27 protein-coding genes are annotated in these 21,911 nt (G+C 71.9%); 17 read left to right on the top strand and 10 right to left on the bottom strand.

Annotation, left to right across the window (positions count from 1 at the left end):
- The 4 genes from ACFY1P_RS30155 to ACFY1P_RS30140 form a co-directional block, all read left to right on the top strand.
- Positions 1-518, top strand: a 518-nt coding sequence (locus ACFY1P_RS30155) for a transglycosylase SLT domain-containing protein (protein WP_390752418.1), incomplete at its 5' end; no start/stop codon positions are given.
- A 110-nt stretch (positions 519-628) separates the two neighbouring features.
- Positions 629-874, top strand: coding sequence for a hypothetical protein (locus ACFY1P_RS30150; protein ID WP_390752417.1), 246 nt, complete (start codon positions 629-631; stop codon positions 872-874).
- 115 nt (positions 875-989) lie between these two features.
- On the top strand, positions 990-2,042 hold the full coding sequence (locus ACFY1P_RS30145; RefSeq protein WP_390752416.1) for a chitinase: 1,053 nt from the start codon (positions 990-992) through the stop codon (positions 2,040-2,042).
- 139 nt (positions 2,043-2,181) lie between these two features.
- Positions 2,182-3,306, top strand: a complete 1,125-nt coding sequence (locus ACFY1P_RS30140) for an amidase domain-containing protein (protein WP_361529085.1) — start codon at positions 2,182-2,184, stop codon at positions 3,304-3,306.
- 49 nt (positions 3,307-3,355) lie between these two features.
- Here ACFY1P_RS30140 and ACFY1P_RS30135 read toward each other — a convergent pair whose 3' ends face one another.
- Positions 3,356-4,357: an aldo/keto reductase gene (locus tag ACFY1P_RS30135; RefSeq protein ID WP_390752415.1), complete on the bottom strand. Its 1,002-nt coding sequence runs from the start codon at positions 4,355-4,357 to the stop codon at positions 3,356-3,358.
- A gap of 221 nt (positions 4,358-4,578) precedes the next feature.
- Between ACFY1P_RS30135 and ACFY1P_RS30130 the strand changes: the two genes are divergently transcribed.
- The 3 genes from ACFY1P_RS30130 to ACFY1P_RS30120 all read left to right on the top strand — a co-directional run bounded on the left by ACFY1P_RS30130 (position 4,579) and on the right by ACFY1P_RS30120 (position 8,288).
- Positions 4,579-5,217 (top strand): hypothetical protein, encoded by a 639-nt coding sequence (locus ACFY1P_RS30130; protein WP_390752414.1) that lies wholly within the window; start codon positions 4,579-4,581, stop codon positions 5,215-5,217.
- 94 nt (positions 5,218-5,311) lie between these two features.
- On the top strand, positions 5,312-6,682 hold the full coding sequence (locus ACFY1P_RS30125; RefSeq protein WP_390752413.1) for a cryptochrome/photolyase family protein: 1,371 nt from the start codon (positions 5,312-5,314) through the stop codon (positions 6,680-6,682).
- Positions 6,683-6,764: 82 nt separating this feature from the next.
- Entirely contained in the window at positions 6,765-8,288 is a 1,524-nt protein-coding gene (locus tag ACFY1P_RS30120) for an SDR family oxidoreductase (RefSeq protein WP_390752412.1), read from the top strand.
- A 21-nt stretch (positions 8,289-8,309) separates the two neighbouring features.
- On the opposite strand, the gene ACFY1P_RS30115 is transcribed toward ACFY1P_RS30120, so the two are convergent.
- Together ACFY1P_RS30115 and ACFY1P_RS30110 are read right to left on the bottom strand one after the other, a co-directional pair.
- Positions 8,310-8,864 (bottom strand): PH domain-containing protein, encoded by a 555-nt coding sequence (locus ACFY1P_RS30115; RefSeq protein WP_361529070.1) that lies wholly within the window; start codon positions 8,862-8,864, stop codon positions 8,310-8,312.
- A 48-nt stretch (positions 8,865-8,912) separates the two neighbouring features.
- A complete protein-coding gene (locus tag ACFY1P_RS30110; RefSeq protein ID WP_390752411.1) occupies positions 8,913-9,263 on the bottom strand; it encodes a zinc ribbon domain-containing protein YjdM in 351 nt (116 codons plus the stop codon).
- A gap of 389 nt (positions 9,264-9,652) precedes the next feature.
- Here ACFY1P_RS30110 and ACFY1P_RS30105 point away from each other — a divergent pair, with 389 nt between their 5' ends.
- The gene (locus tag ACFY1P_RS30105) at positions 9,653-9,862 is read left to right on the top strand and encodes a hypothetical protein (RefSeq protein WP_390752410.1); all 210 of its coding nucleotides are present in this window, start codon (positions 9,653-9,655) and stop codon (positions 9,860-9,862) included.
- A gap of 224 nt (positions 9,863-10,086) precedes the next feature.
- Here ACFY1P_RS30105 and ACFY1P_RS30100 read toward each other — a convergent pair whose 3' ends face one another.
- Both ACFY1P_RS30100 and ACFY1P_RS30095 read right to left on the bottom strand, forming a co-directional pair.
- Positions 10,087-10,806, bottom strand: coding sequence for an MBL fold metallo-hydrolase (locus ACFY1P_RS30100; protein ID WP_390752409.1), 720 nt, complete (start codon positions 10,804-10,806; stop codon positions 10,087-10,089).
- A gap of 62 nt (positions 10,807-10,868) precedes the next feature.
- Complete coding sequence (locus ACFY1P_RS30095; RefSeq protein WP_390752408.1) at positions 10,869-11,354, bottom strand: hypothetical protein; 486 nt, start codon at positions 11,352-11,354, stop codon at positions 10,869-10,871.
- 143 nt (positions 11,355-11,497) lie between these two features.
- On the opposite strand from ACFY1P_RS30095, the gene ACFY1P_RS30090 reads away from it, so the two are divergent.
- Positions 11,498-12,040 carry an FHA domain-containing protein gene (locus tag ACFY1P_RS30090; protein ID WP_390752407.1) on the top strand — a complete coding sequence of 181 codons (543 nt, stop codon included), beginning with the start codon at positions 11,498-11,500 and terminating at the stop codon, positions 12,038-12,040.
- A gap of 58 nt (positions 12,041-12,098) precedes the next feature.
- Here the strand turns inward: ACFY1P_RS30090 and ACFY1P_RS30085 are convergent, their stop codons facing one another.
- The 3 genes from ACFY1P_RS30085 to ACFY1P_RS30075 form a co-directional block, all read right to left on the bottom strand.
- A complete protein-coding gene (locus ACFY1P_RS30085; RefSeq protein ID WP_390752406.1) occupies positions 12,099-12,566 on the bottom strand; it encodes a hypothetical protein in 468 nt (155 codons plus the stop codon).
- 79 nt (positions 12,567-12,645) lie between these two features.
- Positions 12,646-13,233, bottom strand: coding sequence for a GNAT family N-acetyltransferase (locus ACFY1P_RS30080; RefSeq protein ID WP_361529046.1), 588 nt, complete (start codon positions 13,231-13,233; stop codon positions 12,646-12,648).
- Positions 13,234-13,255: 22 nt separating this feature from the next.
- Positions 13,256-13,867 (bottom strand): flavodoxin family protein, encoded by a 612-nt coding sequence (locus tag ACFY1P_RS30075; RefSeq protein ID WP_390752405.1) that lies wholly within the window; start codon positions 13,865-13,867, stop codon positions 13,256-13,258.
- Between the two features lie 102 nt (positions 13,868-13,969).
- Between ACFY1P_RS30075 and ACFY1P_RS30070 the strand changes: the two genes are divergently transcribed.
- From ACFY1P_RS30070 to ACFY1P_RS30050, 5 genes are all read left to right on the top strand, one after another.
- A complete protein-coding gene (locus ACFY1P_RS30070) occupies positions 13,970-14,320 on the top strand; it encodes a MerR family transcriptional regulator (RefSeq protein ID WP_361529040.1) in 351 nt (116 codons plus the stop codon).
- A gap of 262 nt (positions 14,321-14,582) precedes the next feature.
- Positions 14,583-15,098 (top strand): N-acetyltransferase, encoded by a 516-nt coding sequence (locus tag ACFY1P_RS30065; protein ID WP_361529037.1) that lies wholly within the window; start codon positions 14,583-14,585, stop codon positions 15,096-15,098.
- A 127-nt stretch (positions 15,099-15,225) separates the two neighbouring features.
- On the top strand, positions 15,226-15,474 hold the full coding sequence (locus ACFY1P_RS30060) for a cupredoxin domain-containing protein (RefSeq protein ID WP_390752404.1): 249 nt from the start codon (positions 15,226-15,228) through the stop codon (positions 15,472-15,474).
- 58 nt (positions 15,475-15,532) lie between these two features.
- Entirely contained in the window at positions 15,533-16,483 is a 951-nt protein-coding gene (locus ACFY1P_RS30055; protein ID WP_390752403.1) for an NAD-dependent epimerase/dehydratase family protein, read from the top strand.
- A gap of 164 nt (positions 16,484-16,647) precedes the next feature.
- The gene (locus ACFY1P_RS30050) at positions 16,648-17,151 is read left to right on the top strand and encodes an LURP-one-related family protein (RefSeq protein WP_361529028.1); all 504 of its coding nucleotides are present in this window, start codon (positions 16,648-16,650) and stop codon (positions 17,149-17,151) included.
- Between the two features lie 11 nt (positions 17,152-17,162).
- Here the strand turns inward: ACFY1P_RS30050 and ACFY1P_RS30045 are convergent, their stop codons facing one another.
- Positions 17,163-17,732 (bottom strand): TetR/AcrR family transcriptional regulator, encoded by a 570-nt coding sequence (locus ACFY1P_RS30045; RefSeq protein ID WP_390752421.1) that lies wholly within the window; start codon positions 17,730-17,732, stop codon positions 17,163-17,165.
- Between the two features lie 199 nt (positions 17,733-17,931).
- On the opposite strand from ACFY1P_RS30045, the gene ACFY1P_RS30040 reads away from it, so the two are divergent.
- Positions 17,932-19,152 (top strand): cytochrome P450, encoded by a 1,221-nt coding sequence (locus ACFY1P_RS30040; protein WP_390752402.1) that lies wholly within the window; start codon positions 17,932-17,934, stop codon positions 19,150-19,152.
- Between the two features lie 20 nt (positions 19,153-19,172).
- Positions 19,173-19,364 carry a ferredoxin gene (locus tag ACFY1P_RS30035; RefSeq protein ID WP_390752401.1) on the top strand — a complete coding sequence of 64 codons (192 nt, stop codon included), beginning with the start codon at positions 19,173-19,175 and terminating at the stop codon, positions 19,362-19,364.
- Positions 19,365-19,413: 49 nt separating this feature from the next.
- Here the strand turns inward: ACFY1P_RS30035 and ACFY1P_RS30030 are convergent, their stop codons facing one another.
- Positions 19,414-19,893, bottom strand: a complete 480-nt coding sequence (locus ACFY1P_RS30030; protein ID WP_390752400.1) for a DUF6314 family protein — start codon at positions 19,891-19,893, stop codon at positions 19,414-19,416.
- A 215-nt stretch (positions 19,894-20,108) separates the two neighbouring features.
- Between ACFY1P_RS30030 and ACFY1P_RS30025 the strand changes: the two genes are divergently transcribed.
- Complete coding sequence (locus tag ACFY1P_RS30025; protein ID WP_390752399.1) at positions 20,109-21,791, top strand: enoyl-CoA hydratase-related protein; 1,683 nt, start codon at positions 20,109-20,111, stop codon at positions 21,789-21,791.
- The last annotated feature ends 120 nt before the right edge of the window (positions 21,792-21,911 follow it).

Raw genomic sequence — 21,911 nt, 5'->3', positions numbered from 1 at the left:
ACCAGCGCACCACCACCGCCGCCACCCAGGCCAAGACCGAAGCCGCCACCAAGGCCACCGACACCGCCAAGGCAGAAAAGGCCGCCAAGGCCAAGACCGAAGCCGACAAGGACCGCGCCAGCCGCTCCGAAGCGCGCAAGCCCATCCAGGCCCCCGCCCCCGCACCGGCCACCCCGGCCCCCGCCCCCAAGGCCTACAGCGACAACCTCGACGGCTGGATCAACCAGGCCCTCGACATCATGCACACCAAGGGCATACCCGGCACCTACGACGGCCTCAAGCGCAACATCATGCGCGAGTCCACCGGCAACCCCCAGGCCATCAACAACTGGGACTCCAACGCCACCGCCGGCATCCCCTCCAAGGGCCTCCTCCAGATCATCGACCCCACCTTCAAGGCCTTCCACGTCGACGGCACGTCCTGGAACATCTACGACCCGGTCGCCAACATCGTCGCCTCCTGCAACTACGCAGCCCACACCTACGGCTCCATGGACAACGTCAACTCCGCCTACTGATCCAGAGCGGTTGAGCGCGACACCCGAGGGCGGCAGCACCACCAGGTGCTGCCGCCCTTCGGTCTTGATCGGCCGGGACCACAGGTGTTTGATCGCTCCGGGGGCGGCCTGTGACCCGCGGTTTCGGCCGGCCCACTGCCGGGGTTCCGACCGGCAACGCGACCTATAACGTCGCCGACGGCGCCTTGATCGCCTTGACCGAGGCCCGGGAGGCCGACCGGACCGGGCGTGTCCACGACGGGCCGATCGCGCCTGACGAAGGCGTTCCCGAGGCTACGTCGAGAACCCTTCAGGACCGCACCCTCGATGCCGCCGTCCGCTGGCTGGCCGCGCAACACCCGCGCCCCGCCACCTGAAGCGCCTTGGTCCAGACCTATTGACGCCCCATCCGCCCCGTCCTACCTTCTCGGAAAACCGGGACACGGGCGCGACGTGCGGTCGCCCGTGGCCGGTCGCGGGAGGGGGTTCCGCATGAACCGTCGCGTGTCGCGTCTGCTGGGGGTTGCCCTGGCCGTCGCCTTCGTCGCGCAAGTGCCGGTCGCCGGTGCGGTGGACGCGCCGCGGGAGGACACCTGCGCGGTCAAGCCGAGACCGGCGGGCAAGGTCCTCCAGGGGTACTGGGAGAACTGGGACGGCGCCGCGAACGGCGTTCATCCGCCCCTCGGCTGGATCCCGGTCACCGATGCCCGTATCCAGGGCCACGGTTACAACGTCGTCAATGCCGCGTTCCCCGTCATCCGTTCCGACGGCACCGCCGTGTGGGAGGACGGCATGGACGCGACCGTGAAAGTCGCCACCCCCGCCGAGATGTGCCGGGCGAAGGCGGGCGGAGCCACGATCCTGATGTCCATCGGCGGCGCGGCCGCCGGAATCGACCTCGGTTCCAGCGCTGTCGCCGACCGCTTCGTCGAGACGGTGGTGCCGATCCTGAAGGCGTACAACTTCGACGGCATCGACATCGACATCGAGACCGGCCTCACGGGCAGTGGCGACATCACCAGGCCGTCGGAGTCCCAGGCCAATCTCATGCGCATCATCGACGGCATCCTCGACCGGATGCCCGCGGGCTTCGGTCTGACCATGGCACCCGAGACCGCCTATGTCACCGGAGGTAGCGTGACATACGGCTCGATATGGGGCGCATACCTGCCGATCGTGAAGAAATACGCTGACAACGGCCGGCTCTGGTGGCTGAACATGCAGTACTACAACGGCAGCATGTTCGGCTGTTCCGGGGATTCGTACGAAGCCGGCACGGTCGAGGGATTCACCGCGCAGACCGACTGCCTGGACAAGGGGCTTGTCGTGCAGGGCACCACCATCACGGTTCCCTACGACAAACAGGTCCCCGGATTGCCCGCCCAACCTGGCGCGGGCGGCGGTTATATGTCCCCGGATCAGGTCTCTCAGGTCTGGACCAATTACGGCGGAGCGTTGAAAGGCATGATGACCTGGTCCCTCAATTGGGACGGCTCGCGAGGCTGGTCGTTCGGCGACAACGTGAAGGCGCTGCAAGGCCGCTGAAGCCACCGGGACGGGCGCCGCGCGGGCAAGGGGATCCGGTGTCCGATCCGTGATACGGGCATGCGTCCACAGTCGCGGAAATCTGTGCGAAGATCCCTTTTCCCCGGTCCGCCCGGACCGGGGGTAAAGGGGAAACACGTTGAAAGCAAACACGCTGAGAATCGCCGTCGGCGCCGTATTGGCAGCGACCATCTCGACCGCGTTCCTGCCCTCGGGCGCGGGCGCCGCGGAGCCGAAGTCCGCGGACAGCAAGACGGTGAAGTCCTTCGGCCGCGTCGCCGGCGCCGTGCTCGAAGAGCGCACCGCCGCGCTGCTGGACAACCGCTCCACACGGCGAATAGCCGCGCCGCTCCACGACGGGAACGTGAGCGTCTCGTCCGGTCTGACCCGCAGCGAGGACAGCGCGCTGTCCTCGCTGCGCAGCCGCAAGGCGAAGCTCGCCTCCCTGGGTGAGGCGTACACCGCCTCCGACACCCAGGTGTCCGTGGACAGGACCCAGGTCAAGCACGGGCGCGCCACGGTCGAGGTCACCGAGACCACGACGCTCACCTACAAGAAGGTCCGTGGCGACGAGCCCACGACGACGGGCTTCAAGGCCCACCACGAGCTCAGCTTCTCCGGCAACGCGAAGGGGAAGTGGGAGCTGACGGGCATCAGGCCCACGGACGGCGGCCCCCGGGCGATCAACGAGCCCCGCACCGCGGTCGCCGCGGACAACGGCGTCGCCCCCACCGGGACCCCCGCCGACATCTCGTGGCCCGCCCCGGCGAAGCCGAAGAAGATGAGCGGCACCGGTTACAACTACGCGGCCATGGCGGCCTACGCGGAGAAGTACTGGCGGAACTACAACCCGGACTACCGGCAGTTCAACGCCGCGGGCGGCGACTGCACCAACTTCATCAGCCAGTCCCTCAAGGCCGGCGGCTGGAAGGCGGCGCCCGGTTCGTACTCCGACTACCACAACTGGGCGTACGGGCCCTCCGGGCAGACGGATTCCTGGGTGGGTGCCAACGAGTGGGCGTGGTTCACGCTGTCGTCCAAGCGGGCGTCCAACCTCGCCAACGTCTATCAGATGGACGTCGGCGACATCCTGCAGATGGACTTCGACGACGACGGGTCCAAGGACCACTCGATGATCGTCACTTACCGGAGCCGGATGGGCGTCCCGTATCTGACGTACCACTCCACGAACACCTACCGGAAGTCGGTGGCGAGCATCATCGCCTCCAACCCGGACGCGGTCTACTACGCCTACCGCACCTGATGAACCGACGGGCCCCGGCCACGGGCCGGGGCCCGTCGCGCGGTGGAATTCAGTGCCCGAGCCGCGAGAGCGCCTGCTCGGGATAGCGGGTTCCCGACACGGAACCGTCGGGCACCGCTCGCCGCAGCAGTTCGGCCTGCTCGGCGGTCAGGGAGATTCCGGCGGCCGCGGCATTCTCGGCGAGATAGCGGCGCTTCTTGGTGCCGGGGATCGGGACGATGTCGTCGCCCTGCGCGAGAAGCCACGCCAGTGCCGCCTGGGCGGGGGAGCATTCCAACTGCGCGGCGACACTCCGCACGGCATCCACGAGCGCGAGATTGCGATCGAGGTTCTCCTCCGCGAAACGCGGCCAGCGCCTTCGGTTGTCCCCCTCGGCCAGATCGTCGCGCGAGGTGACGGATCCGGTCAGCATGGCGCGCCCCAGCGGCGAATACGCCACCACGCCGATTCCCAGCTCCCGGCACACCTCCAGCATTTCCCCCTCCACGACATCGCGCGTGAAGAGCGAGTATTCCAACTGGACGGCGCTGATGGGGTGTACGGCGTGCGCGCGGCGGAGCGTCCGCGGACTGACCTCGCTGAGCCCGAGGAAGCGCACGTCCCCCGCCTCGACCAGCGCGGCCATCGCGCCGACGGTCTCCTCGATCGGCACCTCCGGATTGCGGCGGTGCGCGTAATAGAGGTCGATGTGGCCGGTGCCCAGACGGCGCAGCGAGGCGTGGCACGCGGGCCCGACGTACGCCGCCGAGGTGTCGACGTCGCCCACCCGCCCCGTCGTCGTGTCGTGCCGCAGGCCGAACTTCGTCGCGAGCACGACCTTTTCCCGGCTGCCCGGCCGCTCGCGGAGCCAGCGCCCCAGCAACTCCTCGTTCGCACCCCGGCCGTAGGCGTCCGCGGTGTCCAGCAGGGTGATCCCCGACTCGGCGGCGAGGTCGAGCGTGCGCAAGGACTCGGCATCGTCCGGAACGCCGTAGGCGACCGACATCCCCATGCAGCCGAGTCCGATGGCCGACACCTCCGGACCCTGGTTTCCCAATACGCGCCGCTTCATCCGCTGTTCTCCCCCTCGGCTCGTGGCTCCCGCGAAGCCTGACTCCTTTCCGGGCTCGCCGCAACCTTTTGATCTTGTTCCGGGGGGCGGCGGACCGGCCTTGGAAGGCTCAGCAGTCGGCGCCCCTCGTTTTCCGCCCGGGAGGAGCGGGGGCCACATGAGTAGCGGTCTGAGTACGAACGCTCAGGGCCGAGCCGGACCGCGCGGGGGATGCTGGGTTCATGATCACCCCCGCCCCCGTGCCTCTCCCGCCGTACCCGCCGCACCCGCCCGTACGGCCCCGCAACCGCGGGATCGTCGTGGCCGCCGTCGTCGCGGCACTGGTCCTCCTCCTGGCGGGCGGCAGCGCCGCCGCGTGGTGGCTGACCCGGAGCGAGGACACCTCTCCCTTCGCCGGGCGGCCCCGGGTGACGGACGACGCGGCGGGGATCTCGTACGCGATACCCAAGGGCTGGGACACCAGCCGGAAGCGCCTGATCGACGCCTTCACCTCGTCGATCGGCGCGCAGCGCGCGGAGGGCGCGGGTGGCGGCGTCGTGCTCGCAGGCAAGGCCGGGGATGTCCCGGAGCAGGGCCTGCGGCGGACGACGGAGCGAGCCGCCAGGTCGAACGCGGAATTCTTCTACCCCGACGGAAGCTCCACCCTCGAGGAGACCCGGCCGACGACGGTGAGCGGCCGCCCCGCGCACACCGTGGCCCTGAAGGTGAACGACGGCAAGGGCGCCACGGTCCACCTCCGCATGACCGTCATCGCGGCACACGCGGGACGCGGGGCCTTCCTCCTCGGCATCACCCAGTCGGCCGACCCGGCCGCGCGACAGGAGATCGACGCGGTGCTGGAGAGCGCTTCGGTGACGTGAGCCGACCGGACGCACCCGTCCCGCGCGGCCCGGCGGCCAACCGTACGGTGGCCGTACGCGCCCACCGGCCCCGGCCCACGGAGAAGACGCCGCCATGACGGTTTCCGTTGTCCTGTTCACCTCGGACCTCCGGCTGCACGACCACCCGCCCCTGCGCGCGGCCCTGGCGGGCGCGGACGAGGTCGTGCCGCTGTTCGTCCGCGACGACGCCCTCGCCGCCACCGGATTCGCCGCGCCCAACCGGTGTGCATTCCTGGCCGATTGCCTGACCGATCTCGAGGCGGGGCTGCGCGCGCGGGGCGGCCGCCTGGTGGTGCGCTCGGGCGAGGTGGCCGACCGGGTGCGCGAGGTCGCCGCCGAGGCGGGTGCCCGGGAGGTGCACATGGCCGCGGGTGTCAGCGGATTCGCCCAGCGCAGGGAGCGGCGCCTGCGCGACGCCCTGTGGGCCGACGGCCGCCACCTGCGCGTCCACGACGCCGTGAGCACCGCGCTGCCGCCCGGCGCCGTGACACCGGCGGGCTCGGACCATTACGCGGTGTTCACCCCGTACTTCCGCCGCTGGTCACAGGAGCGGCCGCGCGACGTCCTGCGCGCCCCGCGCGCCGTACGCGTCCCGGACGGCATCGGCTCCGAGCCGCTCCCCGCCCGCGAGCACACCGACGGAGTGTCACCGGGCCTCGCGGCCGGCGGGGAGAGCGAGGGCCGCAGGCGCTGGTCGGCCTGGAAGCGCAGCGGGCTCGCCGCCTACGAGGACCGCCACGACGACCTGCCCGGCGACGCCACCTCCCGGCTCTCCCCGCACCTGCACTTCGGCACGCTCTCGCCCGTCGAACTCGCCCACGGCGCACGGGAGTCGGACGGTCCCGGCGGCGCGGCCTTCGTCCGGCAGCTGTGCTGGCGCGACTTCCATCACCAGGTCCTCGCGGCCCGCCCCGGCGCGGCCACGGCCGACTACCGCACCCGGCACGACCACTGGCGCACCGAATCCACCGCCCGCGAGGAGATCACCGCGTGGCAGGAGGGACGCACCGGCTACCCCGTCGTCGACGCGGCGATGCGCCAGCTGCTCCACGAGGGCTGGATGCACAACCGCGGCCGCCTGCTGACCGCGAGCTTCCTCACCAAGACGCTGTACGTCGACTGGCGCGTCGGCGCCCGCCACTTCCTGACCTGGCTGGTCGACGGCGACGTGGCCGACAACCAGCTCAACTGGCAGTGGGTGGCAGGCACCGGCACCGATACCCGCCCCAACCGGGTCCTCAACCCCGTCGCCCAGGGCAGACGCTTCGACCCGGACGGCGCCTACGTACGCCGCTGGGTGCCCGAACTCGCCGGGATCCACGGACCGGCCGTGCACGAACCGTGGAAGCTGCCGACGGCGGAGCGGGCCCGCTACGACTACCCCGAGCCGCTCGTCGCCCTCTCCGACGGCCTGGCCCGCTTCCAGCGTGCCCGCGGAAGGTGACGCCGCCGCGCGGGTCCCTCCGTGCGGCACCCGGCGACCGGTGCGAGGGTTGAGGGAGACGACGAGGAAAGGCGCCGAGCCCATGGCCGCACCATCAGCGCGACCCGGACAGCTGTGCCTGGTCACCGGCGTGACCGGATACATCGGCGGGCGGCTCGTGCCTGAGCTGCTGCGCGCCGGCCACCGCGTGCGGTGCCTGGTCCGCGATCCCGGGCGGGTGCGCGACCAGCCCTGGGCGGCCGACGTGGAAGTGGTCCAGGCCGACGTGACCCGCCCCGACACCCTGCCGCGAGCCTTCGAGGGGGTGGAAGTCGCCTACTACCTCGTCCACGCGCTCGGCACCGGCCGGGACTTCGAGGAGACCGACCGGCGCGCCGCCCACGCCTTCGCCGGCGCGGCCGAGGCCGCGGGCACCCGCCGCATCGTCTACCTCGGCGGCCTGGCCCCGGCGGGCGTCCCCGAGGCGGACCTCTCCCCGCACCTGCGCTCCCGCGCCGAGGTCGGCCGCATCCTGCTGGCCGGCGGGGTGCCGGCCGCCCACCTGCGGGCCGCGGTGATCATCGGCTCCGGCTCCGCCTCCTTCGAGATGCTGCGCTACCTCACCGAACGCCTGCCCGTCATGGTCACACCCCGCTGGCTGCACACCCGCATCCAGCCGATCGCGGTCCGCGACGTCCTGCGCTACCTCGTCGGCGCGGCCGGCCTCCCGCCGGACGTCAACCGCGAATTCGGCATCGGCGGGCCCGACGTGCTCACCTACCGGGAGATGATGCGGCGCTACGCGGCCGTGGCCCAGCTGCCGCACCGGGCCGTCCTTCCCGTACCCGTGCTCTCCCCGGCCCTGTCCAGCTACTGGGTGGGGCTGGTCACCCCCGTGCCGCACACCATCGCCCGCCCGCTGGTCGAGTCCCTGCGCCACGAGGTGGTCTGCCGCGAGCGCGACATCGCCGCGTACGTCCCCGACCCGCCCGAGGGGCTGACCGGCTTCGACGGGGCCGTACGCCTCGCCCTCCAGCGCATCAAGGACGCGGACGTCAGCACCCGGTGGTCGTCCGCCGCCCTCCCGGGCGCGCCCAGCGACCCGCTGCCCTCCGACCCCGACTGGTCCGGCGGCAGCCTCTACCAGGACCGTCGCGGCCTGCGCGTCGCCGCGGACGCCGCCATGCTGTGGGACGTCATCGAAGGCATCGGCGGGGAGAACGGCTGGTACAGCTTCCCCCTCGCCTGGGCCGCCCGGGGCTGGGCGGACCGCCTCCTGGGCGGGGTCGGCCTCCGCCGGGGCCGCCGCGACCCGCGGCGGCTGCGGGCCGGCGACGCCCTCGACTTCTGGCGCGTCGAGGACATCGTCCCGGGCAAGATGCTGAGACTACGGGCCGAGATGCTGCTGCCCGGCCGCGCCTGGCTGGAACTCACCGCCACCCCCGACGGCTCCGGCCACTCCCGCTACGAACAGCGCGCCCTCTTCCACCCCCACGGCCTGGCGGGCCACGCCTACTGGCACTCCATCGCGCCCTTCCACGCCCTCGTCTTCGGGGGCATGGCCCGCAACATCGCCCACCGGGCGGAAGCCCTGGCGGGCGCCAGGGACGAGGAACGCCAGGGGTGAGGAGCGTTCAGGACTGAGTTTTCAGGACCGAGGAACCGCACCGTGCCCGTCGCCCAGCCAGGAACCGTCCGGTCCGGGGGTGACGTGGGCCGCCTTCCAGCGGGCCACGATCTCGGTGCGCGGGCCCGTGAGGTTGCCCTCGAAGACGTCCTGGATGCCCGGCAGGCACAGCCGCTTGCCGCTGTGGAGCCGGACCTCGAGATGGTAGTAGGCACGGTGGCCGTGCCCGTGCTCCCTGACGTCGATGCCGGCGATGCTCAGCCAGGGGAGGGACCGGCGCCGCAGGATGCCGCGCGTGCGGATGCCCTCCGGCGTGGTCCACGTGCGCCAGATGCCGGTGAGGGCGGAGAAGGGGGTGAGCAGGAGGGGAAGCATCCCGAGGCCCAGCAGGAGATCCGGGCTCGGGTAGTTGGCGACGCTGGTCTCGCGGGGGCTGCCGTCGAAATGGCTCACATAGTGCGCCCACCCGATGCCGAAGGTCACCCAGATCAGGCAGAGGACCCCGCAGAGAGTCATGAGGGCGACCCCGATCCACTGGGCCCTGCTGACGGAGATCCGGTATTCGTTCACGTCCACGGCGGGAGCGTACGCCGTGGGTGCACCGGTGTACGCGCCGGTATCGCCTCAGGCCTTCCTGACCACACTGGACTTGAGCTGCATGGCGCCGAACCCGTCGATCTTGCAGTCGATGTCGTGTCCGTCGACGCCGTCGACGAGCCGGATGTTCCGCACCTTGGTACCGGCCTTGATCCCGCTGGGGCTGCCCTTGACCTTCAAGGCCTTGACCACGGTCACGGTGTCCCCGTCGGCGAGCACATTGCCGACCGAATCCCTGATCACCGTGCCCTCACCACTCCCGGCTTCGGCGGAGGAGGGCGACCACTCGTGCCCGCACTCGGGGCAGATCAGAAGGGAGCCCATCTCATAGGCGTAGGCGCTGGAGCACGCGGGGCACGGGGGCAATGTCTCGTTCACCGGGAAAGTGTATTTCAGCGGAGAGAGTGCGACGGCGCGTGCGCGCGCCTGACGTGGGCCTACCCGGCTCGCAGGGCCCGTGCCGGCAAGGTTCGGTCGCCGCTTTCCCGCACGAGGCACGGGCCCCCGTCGGTCACGTGTGAAGAGCACGGCCCCGCTCCTCGGCCGGAGCCGCCGCCGGACGCGGGATGAGCCGGCCTCCAAGGCCGCTGTCGCGCTCGTCCGGTGCCACTTACGTGGACTGGACATCGCCTGATGCCTGTCCCTCGCGGGGTGGCAGGTGATGTGTGACGAGCTCCTCGACCACGTTGCCGCCGGTGTCCTGCGGACCCCACGCTCGTCCCACCTCGCGTGTCGCCCTGCGGACCGCGGCGGAATGCGCTTGCGGGGTGCTCGACCTCGGCATGTGCCAGGAGCCGTCGCGCGTCATCGACGTGACGCTGCGCGTGGACCACGCGCCCGGACTCCGTGCCGGGGAGCCGGAGGCGGCCAGGCTCGCGGAGACGGACGCGTTGTGCGGCTACCTCGGCCGCTGGGCAAGACGGGCGCCGAGGAGCGCGGTCGTGCGGCGCGGTGGCTGGGCGGTGCCGGTGCGCTGACGCCGGATCAGCGTCTGCTGCGCGTGCTGCTGGACGACGACCAGCCGGCTTTCGAGGAGGCCCTGATGGAGCGGCTCGTCAGGCACCGCCAGCCGCGGGCCCGCAGAGGAATCTCGTCCAGGCCGTCGTCCTGGCCACTTCGGCGCACGGCTGGCGGCTAGGCACCCGCTCCGGCTACGTGACCGAAGCCCTGGTGCGCGGCCTCTCGGGGCCGGTGCGGTAGCTCACAACCAGTCACTTTCCGGAGTGGCGGCCCGGAGCGCCGTACCCCCGTCCTTCAGCAACGGCTCACCGTGGGGCACGCACACCGTCCCTACCTCCAGCGCGGCCAGCCGCCGGAAGGTGGCGATGGCCTCCTCCCGGTCCACGTTGAACGGGCCGAGGAGCGGCCGACCCTCGACGGTGGCGATGGTGTCGCCCGGGAACAGCACGCCGCTGGACGTGAGATGGAGCGCGATGGATCCCGGCGTGTGACCGGGCACATGCGGGACGCGGACGGGTTCGGCCCAGCCGCCGAGGGTGTCGCCGTTGCGCAGCTCGACGTCCACCGGCACATGCTTCAGCGGCGGCAGCCCCGCCTCGGCGAGTCCGGCCAGGGCCTGCTCGTGAACACGCCGTTCCTCGGGAGTATGCACCGGCTCCGGTCCGGGCACGGTGCCGCTGATGAACGGGGCGTCCTGCGCACCGGCCAGCACCCGGGTGCCGGTGGCCGCGACGAGATCCGCGGCGGAGCCGGCGTGGTCGAGGTGGAAGTGCTTCAGGACGATCTGCCGTACGTCGCCAGGGCGCGCGCCGAGCTGCTCCAAGGCGCTCAGGATCGCCGGGGCGGATCCCGGCACACCGGTGTCGACCAGGGCGTATCCGTCCGCCAGCCGCACGATGTGAACGTGCCCGACAGGGAAGGTCAACTGCCGGACGGCAGAGGTGATCTGAATGGGTTCCATGCCGCGACGCCAGGCGGCGGCCGGGGTACGGCCAACCGGTTTGTGCTGCGGGCGGATCACGCTCACAGCGCGGCGGCCCGGCCGCGCACCAGGAGGTTCTGTGTGCCGACGCCGATCGCCAGGTACGCGTACAGGGAAGCCACACCCAGCACCCCGGTCCCGGCCGCGTGGTCGATCCACAGGCCCAGCCCGAAGTGCACGCCCGCCGAGGCCAGCCACAGCCCGGTGGTTGCCGCCGTACCCTTGCGCAGCACCTCGCCCTGGGGCCCGCGCCAGACCCGTACGGTCCGCGACCTGGCCGCACCCAGGCCCGCCGCGACGGCCAGGCTCGCCACCAGGAGGGCGACGGGGAGCGCGGTCAGCGGGCGGTCCTTGACGACCGAGGCGACGCCGAAGGCGATCCCCGAAATACCCAGCACACCGAAGACCGCCGGCGTGATGAGCGAGCCGTAGCGCCGCACCGGGCGGGTGCGCAACTGCTGCCGTACCACCAGCCCGACGACGAGCGCCGCCGCGACGAGAACGGTCCCGCTGTTCGTACTCTGCATCTCGATCCCCCGTTTGCGGCACCGCACTCGGACGCCAGTGCCCCGCCACCATTGTGTGCGGACGTCCCAAGGCGCCGCTCCCGGGGTGCCGCGGCCCCGCGGGACGTGGACAAGGAAGCCCCGGCAGACCGAAAATCCTCTTCATGACCACACCTGACTTCCGTACGCGCGTGACCAGGCCTTCCGAGGCCGAGAAGAATCAGGCGCTGGTCGTGCTGAGGGACGGGGCCGTCGACGGCAGGCTCTCCCACGACACCTTCATGCGGCGCATGAACATCGTTCTGACGGCCCGCAGCCGGGCCGACATCGACCACGCCATGGCCGATCTCCGGACGCACGGCCGCCTCTCGGAGTTCATCGTGCGCACGGTGAACCGCGTGGCCACCCTGACCGTGCGAATACGGCGCGCCTGGCACGGGTCACGGCTGCCGGGGCTGCGCCTCCCCGAGCCGGGCACGGAGCCGCTGAGCATCGGCCGTGCCCCGCTCTCCGGCCTCCGCTTCGACGACGACTCGGTCTCCCGGCGGCACGCCGAGCTGACCTACGCGGACGACCACTGGCGCCTGTCCGACCTCGGCTCACGCAACGGCACGTACGTCAACGGCCTGCGCATCGCCGGCACGGTACGAGTCCATCCGGGCGACCATGTCGCGTTCGGGAACCTCCACTTCCGTCTTTCCGTGTGAGCGGGGCCGAAGGAACGCGGCCGGCCGCGGTCGCCGAGGTGAGTTGTGCGGTGCGGCCTCAAGCCCTGCGGTAGCTGTCCGTGGGGCCGCCCCAGCCGTCCTTGGGGCCGTCGAAGTCGATGACCAGGGCCGAGCCGTCCGGCTTCACCTCCAGGTGGCCGAGGCCACGGCCGCCGTCCTTGTCGCCCTCGCAGGTGTAGGTGATGGTCGCCGACTCGTGACCGTCCTTCTCGGCCGGCGCGAAGGTGCCGGTGCACGAGAGCTGGGCGCCCTTGGCGGTGGCCTTGCCGTCGGCGACCGTGAGGGTGTCGAGGGTGTCCTTGCCGGGGGTGCCGATGTACTTCCAGGTGCCGGTGGCCCGTTCGACGAGCGTTCCCTTCGCCGACTTCCCGGCCCCCGTGGAGCCCGCGGCGGCGCTCGCCTTCGGCTCCGGCTTCTTCTCGCCCGCGTGACTGTCGTTGCCGCACCCGGCGACCGTCACGGCGATGATGAGGGACGCGGCTGCTGTCCAGACTGCCTTGTGCACGACTTTCCTTTGCTTGCCTTTCAGAGTGCATGCCAAGGTAACAAGCGCGGCCGGCCGGTATACCCGCTGGTGGGCCCGCCTAGATGTCGCCCTGGACGAGAGCGTGCAGGTGTTGGTCGTGCCAGCCGTCCGCGTGGAGCAGTGCGCTGCGCATGGTGCCTTCGAGGGAGTATCCGGCCTTGACCGCCACCCGGCAGGAGGCGGGGTTGGCCACCGAGTGGCACAGTCGCAGGCGGTGCAGGCCGAGGTCGTCCAGGGCCCACTGGCTGAGGCGTCGTACGGCCTCGACCACGACACCGTTGCCGCGCGCCGGAGGCAGGACCCAGTAGACGATCTCGGCGCTGCCGCCCCGGAGATCGAGGTCGCCCCACCCGATGAGACCTATGGCCTCGCCGCCCGTTCGCGCGATGGCCCAGATCGCGCTCTCCTCGGCCTGCCGGCGCCGGTGCATGCGCTCGATGCGCCGGCGCGCGGCTTCCGTCGAGTCCACGTGCAGGAGGTTCCACCGGCGAATCGCCGGATCCTGACCGGCGGCCAGCAGGGCGTCCGCGTCGTCGGGACGCCAGGGGCGCAGCTCGAAGCCGCGCGGGAGGCCGAGCACCGGCTGCGGGTTCCGGGCCATCCGGCCCGGTGGGACGACGGCCGGCACGGGCGAATCGGAGATCATCGCGGCCCTCGTGCCACAGCCTTCAGGTGAGCGAGCCGGCGGCCGGCGTGGTCCCGCTCTGGAAGAAGGTCTTGGCGCGGCTCATCGCCCGCTCGTCGTCCCGCACTTGGCCGGGCCGGGAACCGTTGCCGAGCAGTACGCCTCCCAGACGCATCCGCATGTACGCCGCCGAGTGGCCGAGGGTGGTCACGAGCCCGTCGGCGGCGGACTCGTCCTCGTCCGCCATGACCGTCACCGCCCACAGTGTCCGGCCCGCCATCCGCTCCTTGAAGTCGGAGCCGGGCGCGGTCAGCCAGCCCGACCAGTAGTCGAGGTAGCGCTTGGTGTGTGCGGAGACGGTGTACCAGTACAGGGGCGTGGCGAGGACGATGTCGGTGGCCTCCACCGTGGCCTGCCGCAATATCCGCTCGTTCTCCCCGGCCTGCCAGGTGCCGGTGTCGTGGCGCCCGTCCTGGAAGTCGGGCAGGGGCAGGTGGGTCAGGTCCACCCACCGCTGGGGGACACCGGTGGGCAGCTGCTCGGCGGCGGCGCGGGCGAGCGCCTCGGTGTTGCCGTCGGGGCGGGAGCTGCCGAGGACGAAGAGGAACGAGCGGCCGGTCGCCGCCTCGTCGTGGGGAACGGCAAGAGAGGTCATGGGTCACTCCAGGGGTGTTGGCGAGCGCGGAATGTTCGCTCGCGGGGTGACGTTAGGGCTTCACACCAATGGCAAGGTCAACATCGGACGGGGGAGGGGCACATGCTGATCGGGGAGTTGTCCCGGCGGACCGGGGTCAGCCCGAGGTCGCTGCGGTACTACGAGGCGCAGGGGTTGCTCACCGCCAGGCGTGGTCCCAACGGATACCGCGCGTACGACGAGGAGACGGTGGTCACCGTCCGGCAGGTGCGTGCCCTGCTGGACGCGGGGCTGTCCACCGAGGTGATCCGGTCGGTGCTGCCGTGCGCGCGGGGTGAGCAGCCGGAGTTCGCGTGGTGCGGGGACGTGCGGGACATCCTGGGCAGGGAGCTGGCCGCCGCGGAGGAGCGCCTCGACGGCCTCCGCCGCAGCCGCGACACACTCGCCGGCTTCCTCGCACAGGCGCGGACGTGAGCCGTCAGGCGGCTCGTAAATCGGGAGGACGGCTTCCGCACGGTCTGTTACGTTGCTGGGGTTCGTGTTGATCCGGATCGAGGACGAAGGGGAGGTGGGGCTGATGACCGCGCTCAAGGCCACTGCGACGAGCAGCGCCCGGGCCGCCCGCACGTCCCGGGCGACGGCCTGACCGGCCGTTTCCCGCCTCGCCGAGAGCGTGCGCTCGCGAGGCCGTCCTGACGCATACGAACCTCACCATGAAACGGATCCGCATCCCGTCATGCGTACACACGACAACTGGATCACCCGCGCCGAGACCGGTGCCGACGTCCCCGTCATCCGGGACATCGTCCTCGCGGCCTTCGAGACATCGCTGGAGGCCGACCTCGTCGACGCGCTGCGCGCCGGCCCCGCCTGGATCGACGGCCTCTCCGTCGTCAGCGCCGGGGAGGACGGCGAGCTCGTCGGCCACGCCCTGCTGACCCGCTGTCACATCGGTGACACCCCGGCCCTGTGCCTGGCCCCCGTCTCCGTACGGCCCGAGCGCCAGAGGAGCGGTGCCGGCTCGGCCGCGATCCGGGCCGCTCTGGCGGCGGCCGGGGACATGGGCGAGCGTTACGTCACCGTCCTCGGACATCCGGCGTACTACCCGCGGTTCGGCTTCGGCCGGGCCTCCGCCTACGGCATCGGTCTGACCGTCGACGTCCCGGACGAGGCCATGATGGCCATGGCCCTGGACGCGGCGCACCCGCTGCCGAGCGGCACCGTCCGCCACGCGGCTCCCTTCGGGATCTGACGGCACGCCGTGCGAGGGGCACCTGCCTCTCGCACGGCTCGTCCGAGTGGGCCGGTGATTCACACCTCCGGGGTAGGGAAGGCGTCGCGAGTGGTCGGTATTCGGCGATGCCGGGGAGGTAGCAGTCATGCCCGACGTATCGATGGCGAACCACGCGTTCGCTCCCGCTGAGCTTCCCGTCCTGGCGGGTGAGACGGTGACCTGGACCAATGACGAGGACGGTGAGCCGCACACGGTGACGTCCGACACCGGTCTGTGGGATTCGGGGGTGATCGAGGCGGGGGCCTCGTTCTCGCGGATGTTCTCGGCCCCCGGGATGTTCCGGTACCACTGCGGCATCCACCCGGAGATGACGGGCGCGATCCTCGTCACCTGAGGCGGGCCACCGGAAACTTGGTGGAGGCGCCGCGCGGGCGCGGATATCGTCGGGCGCCATGCGGATTCTGGTGTTGGGCGGAACGTCATTCGTGGGCCGGGCCGTCGTCGAGGACGCGCTGGGACAGGGCGCCGAAGTGACCTTGTTCAACCGGGGCAGGACCGGCGCCTGGCTCTTCCCGGACGTGCCGCGGCTCGTCGGCGACCGGGAGACCGGCGACTGCACCGCGCTGCGTGAGGGGAGCTGGGACGCGGTCGTCGACGTGAGCGGGTACGTACCGCGGCACGTCGGGCAGGCGATGGAGGCGCTCGGTGACAGGGCCGGCCGGTATCTCTTCGTCTCCAGCCACGCGGTGTACGCGCGGACGGGCGTGGGGCCGGGTTCCGACGAGGACACCCCGCGCCGGGCGCCGGTCCGCGACACCGAGGAACTGACCGAGGCCACCTACGGCCCCCTCAAAGCGGCGTGCGAGGACGACGTGCTGGCCCGGTACGGCGCGCGGGCCACGATCGTGCGGCCGGGGAAGGTCATCGGGCCGCACGACACTGCGGACACCTTCCTGTACTGGCTGCGCCGGGCGGCGCGCGGTGGCCGGGTTGCCTTGCCGGGCAGCCCCGAGCAGCCCGTGCAGGTCGTCGACTCGCGCGACGTGGCCCGTCTGGTGGTGCGGCTGCTGCTAGACGACCGGCCCGGTGCCTTCCACGCCGTGGGCCCGGCCGAGCCGGTCACGCTCGGTGGGCTGATCGAGACCTGCGCCCGGGTGGCGGGCAGCGAGGTCGAGATCGTGCCGGTGGACCCCGCGTCGGCGCCGCCGGGGTTCCCGCTCGTGCGGCCGGACTGGTCCACGCAGCAGCGCAGCGCGGCGCGCGCCCGTGCGGCGGGAATGCCCGCGACCCCGCTCGCGGTGACGGCGGCCGACGTGCTGGCCTGGGACCGGGGCCGCGGCGAACCCCCGCTGGGCTGCGGCCTGTCCGCGGCGGACGAGGAGAGGCTGCTCGCCGGAGCGTGACCGGCGCCGGGCGGGCGCGGGCGGGTCACCTGGCCGGGGTCCCGCCAAGGTCTCATCCCTGTCTCGGCGCGAAGGTCGGCTGGCCGACCGGCGGCACCGATCACTACGCTCTGTGGCGGCACAGCGCCAACGGCCTGGCGGACATGACGTGGACGGGGGTTTCCATGCGCTACCTGGTACGCGATCGCGTGCTGGCGTTTCACGAAGAAGCCTGGATCGAGACCGAACACCGCGAGAAGATCTACAAGGTCAACAGGAAGCTGCTCCGGCTGCGCACCACCTTCACCTTCGTGGACACCCGGGGCAGGGAGGTGGCCAGCATCGTCAAGAAGGCGTTCACCCTCCACCACACCATCCTGGTCAAGCGGGACGGCTGGCTGGACGCCCGGATCAGCAAGCGGGCGTTCTCCCTGCTCGGCGACCGCTTCAAGGTGACGCTGCACGACGGGCGGCGGCTGCGGATCGTCGGCAACTTCTGGGACCGGGAGTTCGACATCCAGCACGAGGGCACCACGCTCGCGCACGTCTCCCGGCGCTGGTTCAGCATGCGGGACGCCTACGCGGTCGACGTGCTCGACCCCGAGGACGAGATACTGATGATCATCCTCGCGGTGTGCGTGGACCACACCTTGCAGGACCGCAAGCGGGAGCACCTGGCCCACCGCTGAGGCGGGCCGGCCTACTCGCCGCCGGGGGTGGCGCCGCCCGCCCGTCCCGGGGCGGGGCTCAGGATCAGCGGCAGATACACGTCGTCGACGATCTCCGTGATGGTGTGGTCGTCGACGGGCGCGCCGAACAGCAGGAACTCGTTGCGCAGCAGATCCGTCGCGACCGTGACCCGCCGGGAGCCGAGGATCCAGGGTTCGACCTCGCCGCGTTCCACGGCTCGCTCCAGGAGGGTGCGGATGGCCACGGGGCCGCCGGTGTGGACCCGCTCCCGGACCAGCCTGGCGAACTCGGGGTCGCTCGTCATCTCGGCGAGCAGGCCGCGCAGGATGCCCCCGAAGGGGCTGTCCATCTGCGCGGACATCTGCCGCAGCAGACCGATGACATCCGTGCGGAGCACGCCGGTGTCGGGGAGGTCGACGTCGGCGAGGGTGCGGAACTTGCAGGCGTCGAGGACCAGTTCGGCCCGGCCGGACCAGCGGCGGTAGAGGGCGGCCTTGCTGGTGCGGGCGCGGGAGGCCACCCGGTCCATGGTCAGCGCCGCGTACCCCACCTCGGTGAGTTCCGCGAGGGTCGCCGTCAGGATGGCGTGCTCCAGTGCCGCACCCCGCCGACGGGGGCCTTTTCGGTGGTCGACGGCCGATTCGACGGCTTGGCCGGCGTTCGGTGACAGCGCGGACTCCCGAGAGCTCGACGAACGGTCATTGCGTTCCCTGTGGGGACACCTTAGCCTCCAATTAGAGAACTGACCGTACTTTAACTGTCAGAGATCGAGGGGACCGATGACCGAGACCGCCGCGACGCGCACGACCGAGGACGCCCCCGCCTTTCCCGACGACCGCACATGCCCGTATCGCCTGCCCGACTCCTACACCGGCTGGCGGGACGAGCCGGGACCGCTGCGCAGGGTGACCCTCTACGACGGCCGCCAGGCATGGCTGGTGACCAAGCACGAAGCCGCGCGGAAGCTGCTGGCCGACCCCCGGCTGTCCGCCGACCGCACCCACCCCGGCTTCCCCGCCGCCTCGCCGCGCATCGCGACGTTCCGGGACAATCGCCCGGCCTTCATCGGCCTGGACCCGCCGGAACACGGCCCCCTGCGGCGGATGACGATCAGTGAGTTCACCGTGAAGCGCATCAAGGCCATGCGCCCGGACGTCGAGCGGATCGTGCACGGCTTCATCGACGAACTGCTGGCCGCGGGCCCGCCCGCCGACCTGGTCAGCCGGTTCGCGCTGCCGGTGCCCTCCATGGTGATCTGCCGGCTGCTCGGCGTGCCCTACGCCGACCACGACTTCTTCCAGGACGCCAGCAAGCGGCTGGTGCAGGCGTCGGATGCGCCGAGCACGGTCGCCGCGCGTGAGGAGCTCGAAGCCTATCTGGACGGGCTCGTCACCCAGTTGCAGGCGCGGCCCGGACCGGGCCTGCTCGGCAGCCTCGTCGCCGGACAGCTGGCCAAGGGGGAGATCGACCGCGAGGAACTGGTCGTCAACGCGATGCTGTTGCTCGTCGCCGGCCACGAGACCACCGCCTCCATGACCTCGTTCGGCGTGATCACGCTGCTGGAGCACCCCGAGCAGCTCGCCGCCCTGCGCGCCGACCCCGGCCTCGCTCCCGGCGCGGTCGAGGAGCTGCTGCGCTACCTCGCCATCGCCGACCTCGCGGGCGCCCGCGTCGCTACGGCCGACATCGAGATCGAAGGGCAGACCGTCCGGGCGGGCGACGGCGTGATAGTCGCCAACTCCATCGCCAACCGCGACGGTTCGGTCTTCGCGGACCCGGACACCTTCGACGTACGCCGCTCGGCCCGCCACCACATCGCCTTCGGCTACGGAGTGCACCAGTGCCTCGGCCAGAACCTGGCCCGCCTGGAGCTCGAAGTGATCATCACGGCGCTGTTCGACCGCATTCCCACGCTGCGCCTGGCCGTCCCGGTCGACTGGCTGGAGCTGCGGCCGGGCACCACCATCCAGGGTGTCAACGAACTGCCGGTCACCTGGTGACCGCGGCGAAAGGAGTGGCCGTGCGGGTGACCGCCGACCGAACCGTCTGCATCGGTGCCGGGCTGTGCGCGCTGACCGCGCCCGACGTCTTCGACCAGGACGACGACGGCCTCGTCACGGTGCTGGACTCCGCGCCCGGCGCGGACAAGCGGCCCGCGGCGCGCCAGGCCGGCGGCCTCTGCCCGTCCGGCGCCGTCCGGATCACCGAATAGGGAAGCGGCCGGGACCCGGCTCCTCCGCCGGCCGGGTCCCGGCCGCTTCCTACCGCTCCTGCCGCCGGTAGACCGAGCGCAGGAGCTGGTCCTTGGCCGGTCCGGCGGTGTGCCAGCGCACGTGCCACTCGCCGGGTGAGACGACGGTGAAGGTGCCGTCGTAGAGGTCCTGGCCGCACGGGTGGCGGGTGGTCCAGGAGCCGCCGCGCAGGTCCAGATCATGGAAGAACCGCCCGTCGGCGAACGTCACTTCGGCGGTGCCGTCCGCCTGGGGGAACAGCTTGAGCGTCCGGCCCGCGCGGTTGACCGCGCCGTTCCAGCTCAGCTCGCCGTCCTCGACGTGCAGGAGGGACGCGTCGTCGAGCCGCCGGAACTCGGTCGTACCGCGGAACACCCCGCAGGAGCCCGTCCTGAGATCGACAAGGGTGCGGTCGACCGTCCACCAGCCGGCCAGATAGGCCGCGGCGTCCTGGACGGGCAGCGTGTCCGGCGACCCGGACGGCGGGGGAGCGGGGGCGAGGGAACTCACCCCCTCAGTATGACGAGCGACGCCGCGATGGCGAGCACCGCCGTGCGGGCGTGAAGCCTCCCGTGGCGGGCTCGGGCGTGTGGGTGACATAACGGAGCGTTCCGGACACGTCTCGACGGTGGCGGGGCGAGCGGGCGTAAGGATCACCGATGGCGGGCCCGCCGACGAGGCCGCCCGCCGCTTCCGCTCGACGCGAGACCTGCCCGGAGGCCGCCATGAACATCCTGCTGCTCGCCGACGCGTTCGACGGACTCACTCAGCGCGTCTACGCCGAGCTGGGTGACCACGGGCACGCGGTGGTGGCCGAGCAGGTGCCGCACCGGGCGGACGTGAGCGGCATCGTGGGACGGCACCGCCCGGAGCTGATCCTCGCGCCGTCGCTCACGGCGGTGATCCCGCGTGAGGTGTGGTCCGCGTACCCCTGCCTCGTGGTGCACCCCGGCCCGGTCGGCGACCGCGGCCCGTCCTCCCTGGACCGGGCGGTGCACGAGGGGGTACGGGAGTGGGGCGTCACGGTCTTCCAGGCGGACGCGGAGATGAACGCCGGTGACGTCTGGGCCTCGGTCACCTGCCAGGTCCCGCCGGTGGCCAAGAGCGACCTCTACCGCAACGAGATCGCCGACGCCGCGCTCGAAGCGGTCCTGCTGGCCGTCGAGCGCCTCGCCTCCGGCACATACAGGCCCGTCCCGCAGGAGGCCCCGGCGCCCGCGCGCCCGTACTTCCGGCAGGAGCTGCGGCGCATCGACTGGGAGAGCGACCCCACCGAGACCGTCCTGCGCAAGCTGCGCGCCGCGGACTCGCGGCCGGGCGTGCTGGACACCCTGCTCGGCGAGGAGTGGTACCTCCACGGCGGCCACTTCGAGGACCGGCTGACCGGCCGCCCGGGCGAGCTGCTGGCCACCCGGGCGGGCGCCGTCTGCCGGGCGACCGCCGACGGCGCGGTGTGGATCCCGCAGCTGCGGCAGCGCCGCGGGCCGGACGACCCGCCGGGGCTCAAGCTGCCCGCGACGCTGGCACTCGGCGGCAGGCTGCCGCGCCTGCCCGAGGCGACGGCCCCGCTCGACCTGGGGGACGACCGCCGCACCTGGACCGACATCCGGTACCGCGAGGAGGGACGGGTCGGCTTCCTGCGCTTCTCCTTCCCCGGCGGCGCGATGAGCACGACGCAGTGCCGCCGACTGCTCGCCGCCTACCGCTACGCCCGCTCCCGGCCGGTCTCCGTGCTGGTCCTCGGCGGCGGCCGGGACTTCTTCTCCAACGGGATCCACCTGAACGTCATCGAGGCGGCCGCGGACCCGGCGGAGGAGTCCTGGGCCAACATCAACGCCATGGACGACCTCGTCCACGCCGTGCTGACCACCACCGACCGGCTGGTGGTCGCCGCGCTGGGCGGCAACGCCGCGGCCGGCGGGGTGATGCTGGCCCTGGCCGCCGACGAGGTGTGGTGCCGGGCCGGTGCCGTGCTCAATCCGCACTACCGCCTGATGGGGCTGTACGGCTCCGAATACTGGACCTACTCCCTGCCGCGCCGCGTGGGCGCCGGTACGGCCGAGCGCCTCATGGACGACGCCCTGCCCGTCAGCGCGGTGGCGGCGGAGCGGATCGGGCTGGTGGACCGCGTCGTCGACGCCGCCCCCGGCGCGTTCGGCAAGGAAGTGGCCGCGCTGGCCGCGCACCTGGCCGGCACGCCCGCGGCCCAGGCCCGGATCGCGGCGAAGAAGGCCGAGCGGGAGCAGGACGAGGCCCGCAAACCACTGGCCGCGCACCGGGAGGAGGAGCTGGCCCGGATGCGCGCCGTCCTCCACGACCGGGCCGCGCCCTACCACGCCAGGCGCCGGGCCTTCGTACGCAAGGAACCGGCCGGGTCCAGGGCCCGCACGGTGGCCGCGACGCGCTGAGGAGAGGGGCTCACCGGGCTTTGCCGTGGCCGGTTTTCGCCTGTGCGCCGACCGCACGCGCGAGTACGTGGAACGGGTCGGGCGGGCGGGAAGAGCGGCGGTGAACGCCGGGGGAAGGAC

Origin of the sequence: Streptomyces sp. NPDC001407 (assembly GCF_042895325.1) — a bacterium.
Taxonomy (GTDB): Bacteria; Actinomycetota; Actinomycetes; order Streptomycetales; family Streptomycetaceae; genus Streptomyces.
Note: the sequence above shows the minus strand (reverse complement) of the source record. Positions and strands in the feature narration are given on the sequence as shown.

Coding starts and splice junctions, on each gene's coding strand:
- ACFY1P_RS30145 (WP_390752416.1), top strand. CDS start 990: ATGAACCGTCGCGTGTCGCGTCTGCTGGGGGTTGCCCTGGCCGTCGCC.
- ACFY1P_RS30135 (WP_390752415.1), bottom strand. CDS start 4,357: ATGAAGCGGCGCGTATTGGGAAACCAGGGTCCGGAGGTGTCGGCCATC.
- ACFY1P_RS30130 (WP_390752414.1), top strand. CDS start 4,579: ATGATCACCCCCGCCCCCGTGCCTCTCCCGCCGTACCCGCCGCACCCG.
- ACFY1P_RS30125 (WP_390752413.1), top strand. CDS start 5,312: ATGACGGTTTCCGTTGTCCTGTTCACCTCGGACCTCCGGCTGCACGAC.
- ACFY1P_RS30120 (WP_390752412.1), top strand. CDS start 6,765: ATGGCCGCACCATCAGCGCGACCCGGACAGCTGTGCCTGGTCACCGGC.
- ACFY1P_RS30100 (WP_390752409.1), bottom strand. CDS start 10,806: ATGGAACCCATTCAGATCACCTCTGCCGTCCGGCAGTTGACCTTCCCT.
- ACFY1P_RS30095 (WP_390752408.1), bottom strand. CDS start 11,354: ATGCAGAGTACGAACAGCGGGACCGTTCTCGTCGCGGCGGCGCTCGTC.
- ACFY1P_RS30090 (WP_390752407.1), top strand. CDS start 11,498: ATGACCACACCTGACTTCCGTACGCGCGTGACCAGGCCTTCCGAGGCC.
- ACFY1P_RS30080 (WP_361529046.1), bottom strand. CDS start 13,233: ATGATCTCCGATTCGCCCGTGCCGGCCGTCGTCCCACCGGGCCGGATG.
- ACFY1P_RS30075 (WP_390752405.1), bottom strand. CDS start 13,867: ATGACCTCTCTTGCCGTTCCCCACGACGAGGCGGCGACCGGCCGCTCG.
- ACFY1P_RS30070 (WP_361529040.1), top strand. CDS start 13,970: ATGCTGATCGGGGAGTTGTCCCGGCGGACCGGGGTCAGCCCGAGGTCG.
- ACFY1P_RS30065 (WP_361529037.1), top strand. CDS start 14,583: ATGCGTACACACGACAACTGGATCACCCGCGCCGAGACCGGTGCCGAC.
- ACFY1P_RS30060 (WP_390752404.1), top strand. CDS start 15,226: ATGCCCGACGTATCGATGGCGAACCACGCGTTCGCTCCCGCTGAGCTT.
- ACFY1P_RS30055 (WP_390752403.1), top strand. CDS start 15,533: ATGCGGATTCTGGTGTTGGGCGGAACGTCATTCGTGGGCCGGGCCGTC.
- ACFY1P_RS30050 (WP_361529028.1), top strand. CDS start 16,648: ATGCGCTACCTGGTACGCGATCGCGTGCTGGCGTTTCACGAAGAAGCC.
- ACFY1P_RS30040 (WP_390752402.1), top strand. CDS start 17,932: ATGACCGAGACCGCCGCGACGCGCACGACCGAGGACGCCCCCGCCTTT.
- ACFY1P_RS30025 (WP_390752399.1), top strand. CDS start 20,109: ATGAACATCCTGCTGCTCGCCGACGCGTTCGACGGACTCACTCAGCGC.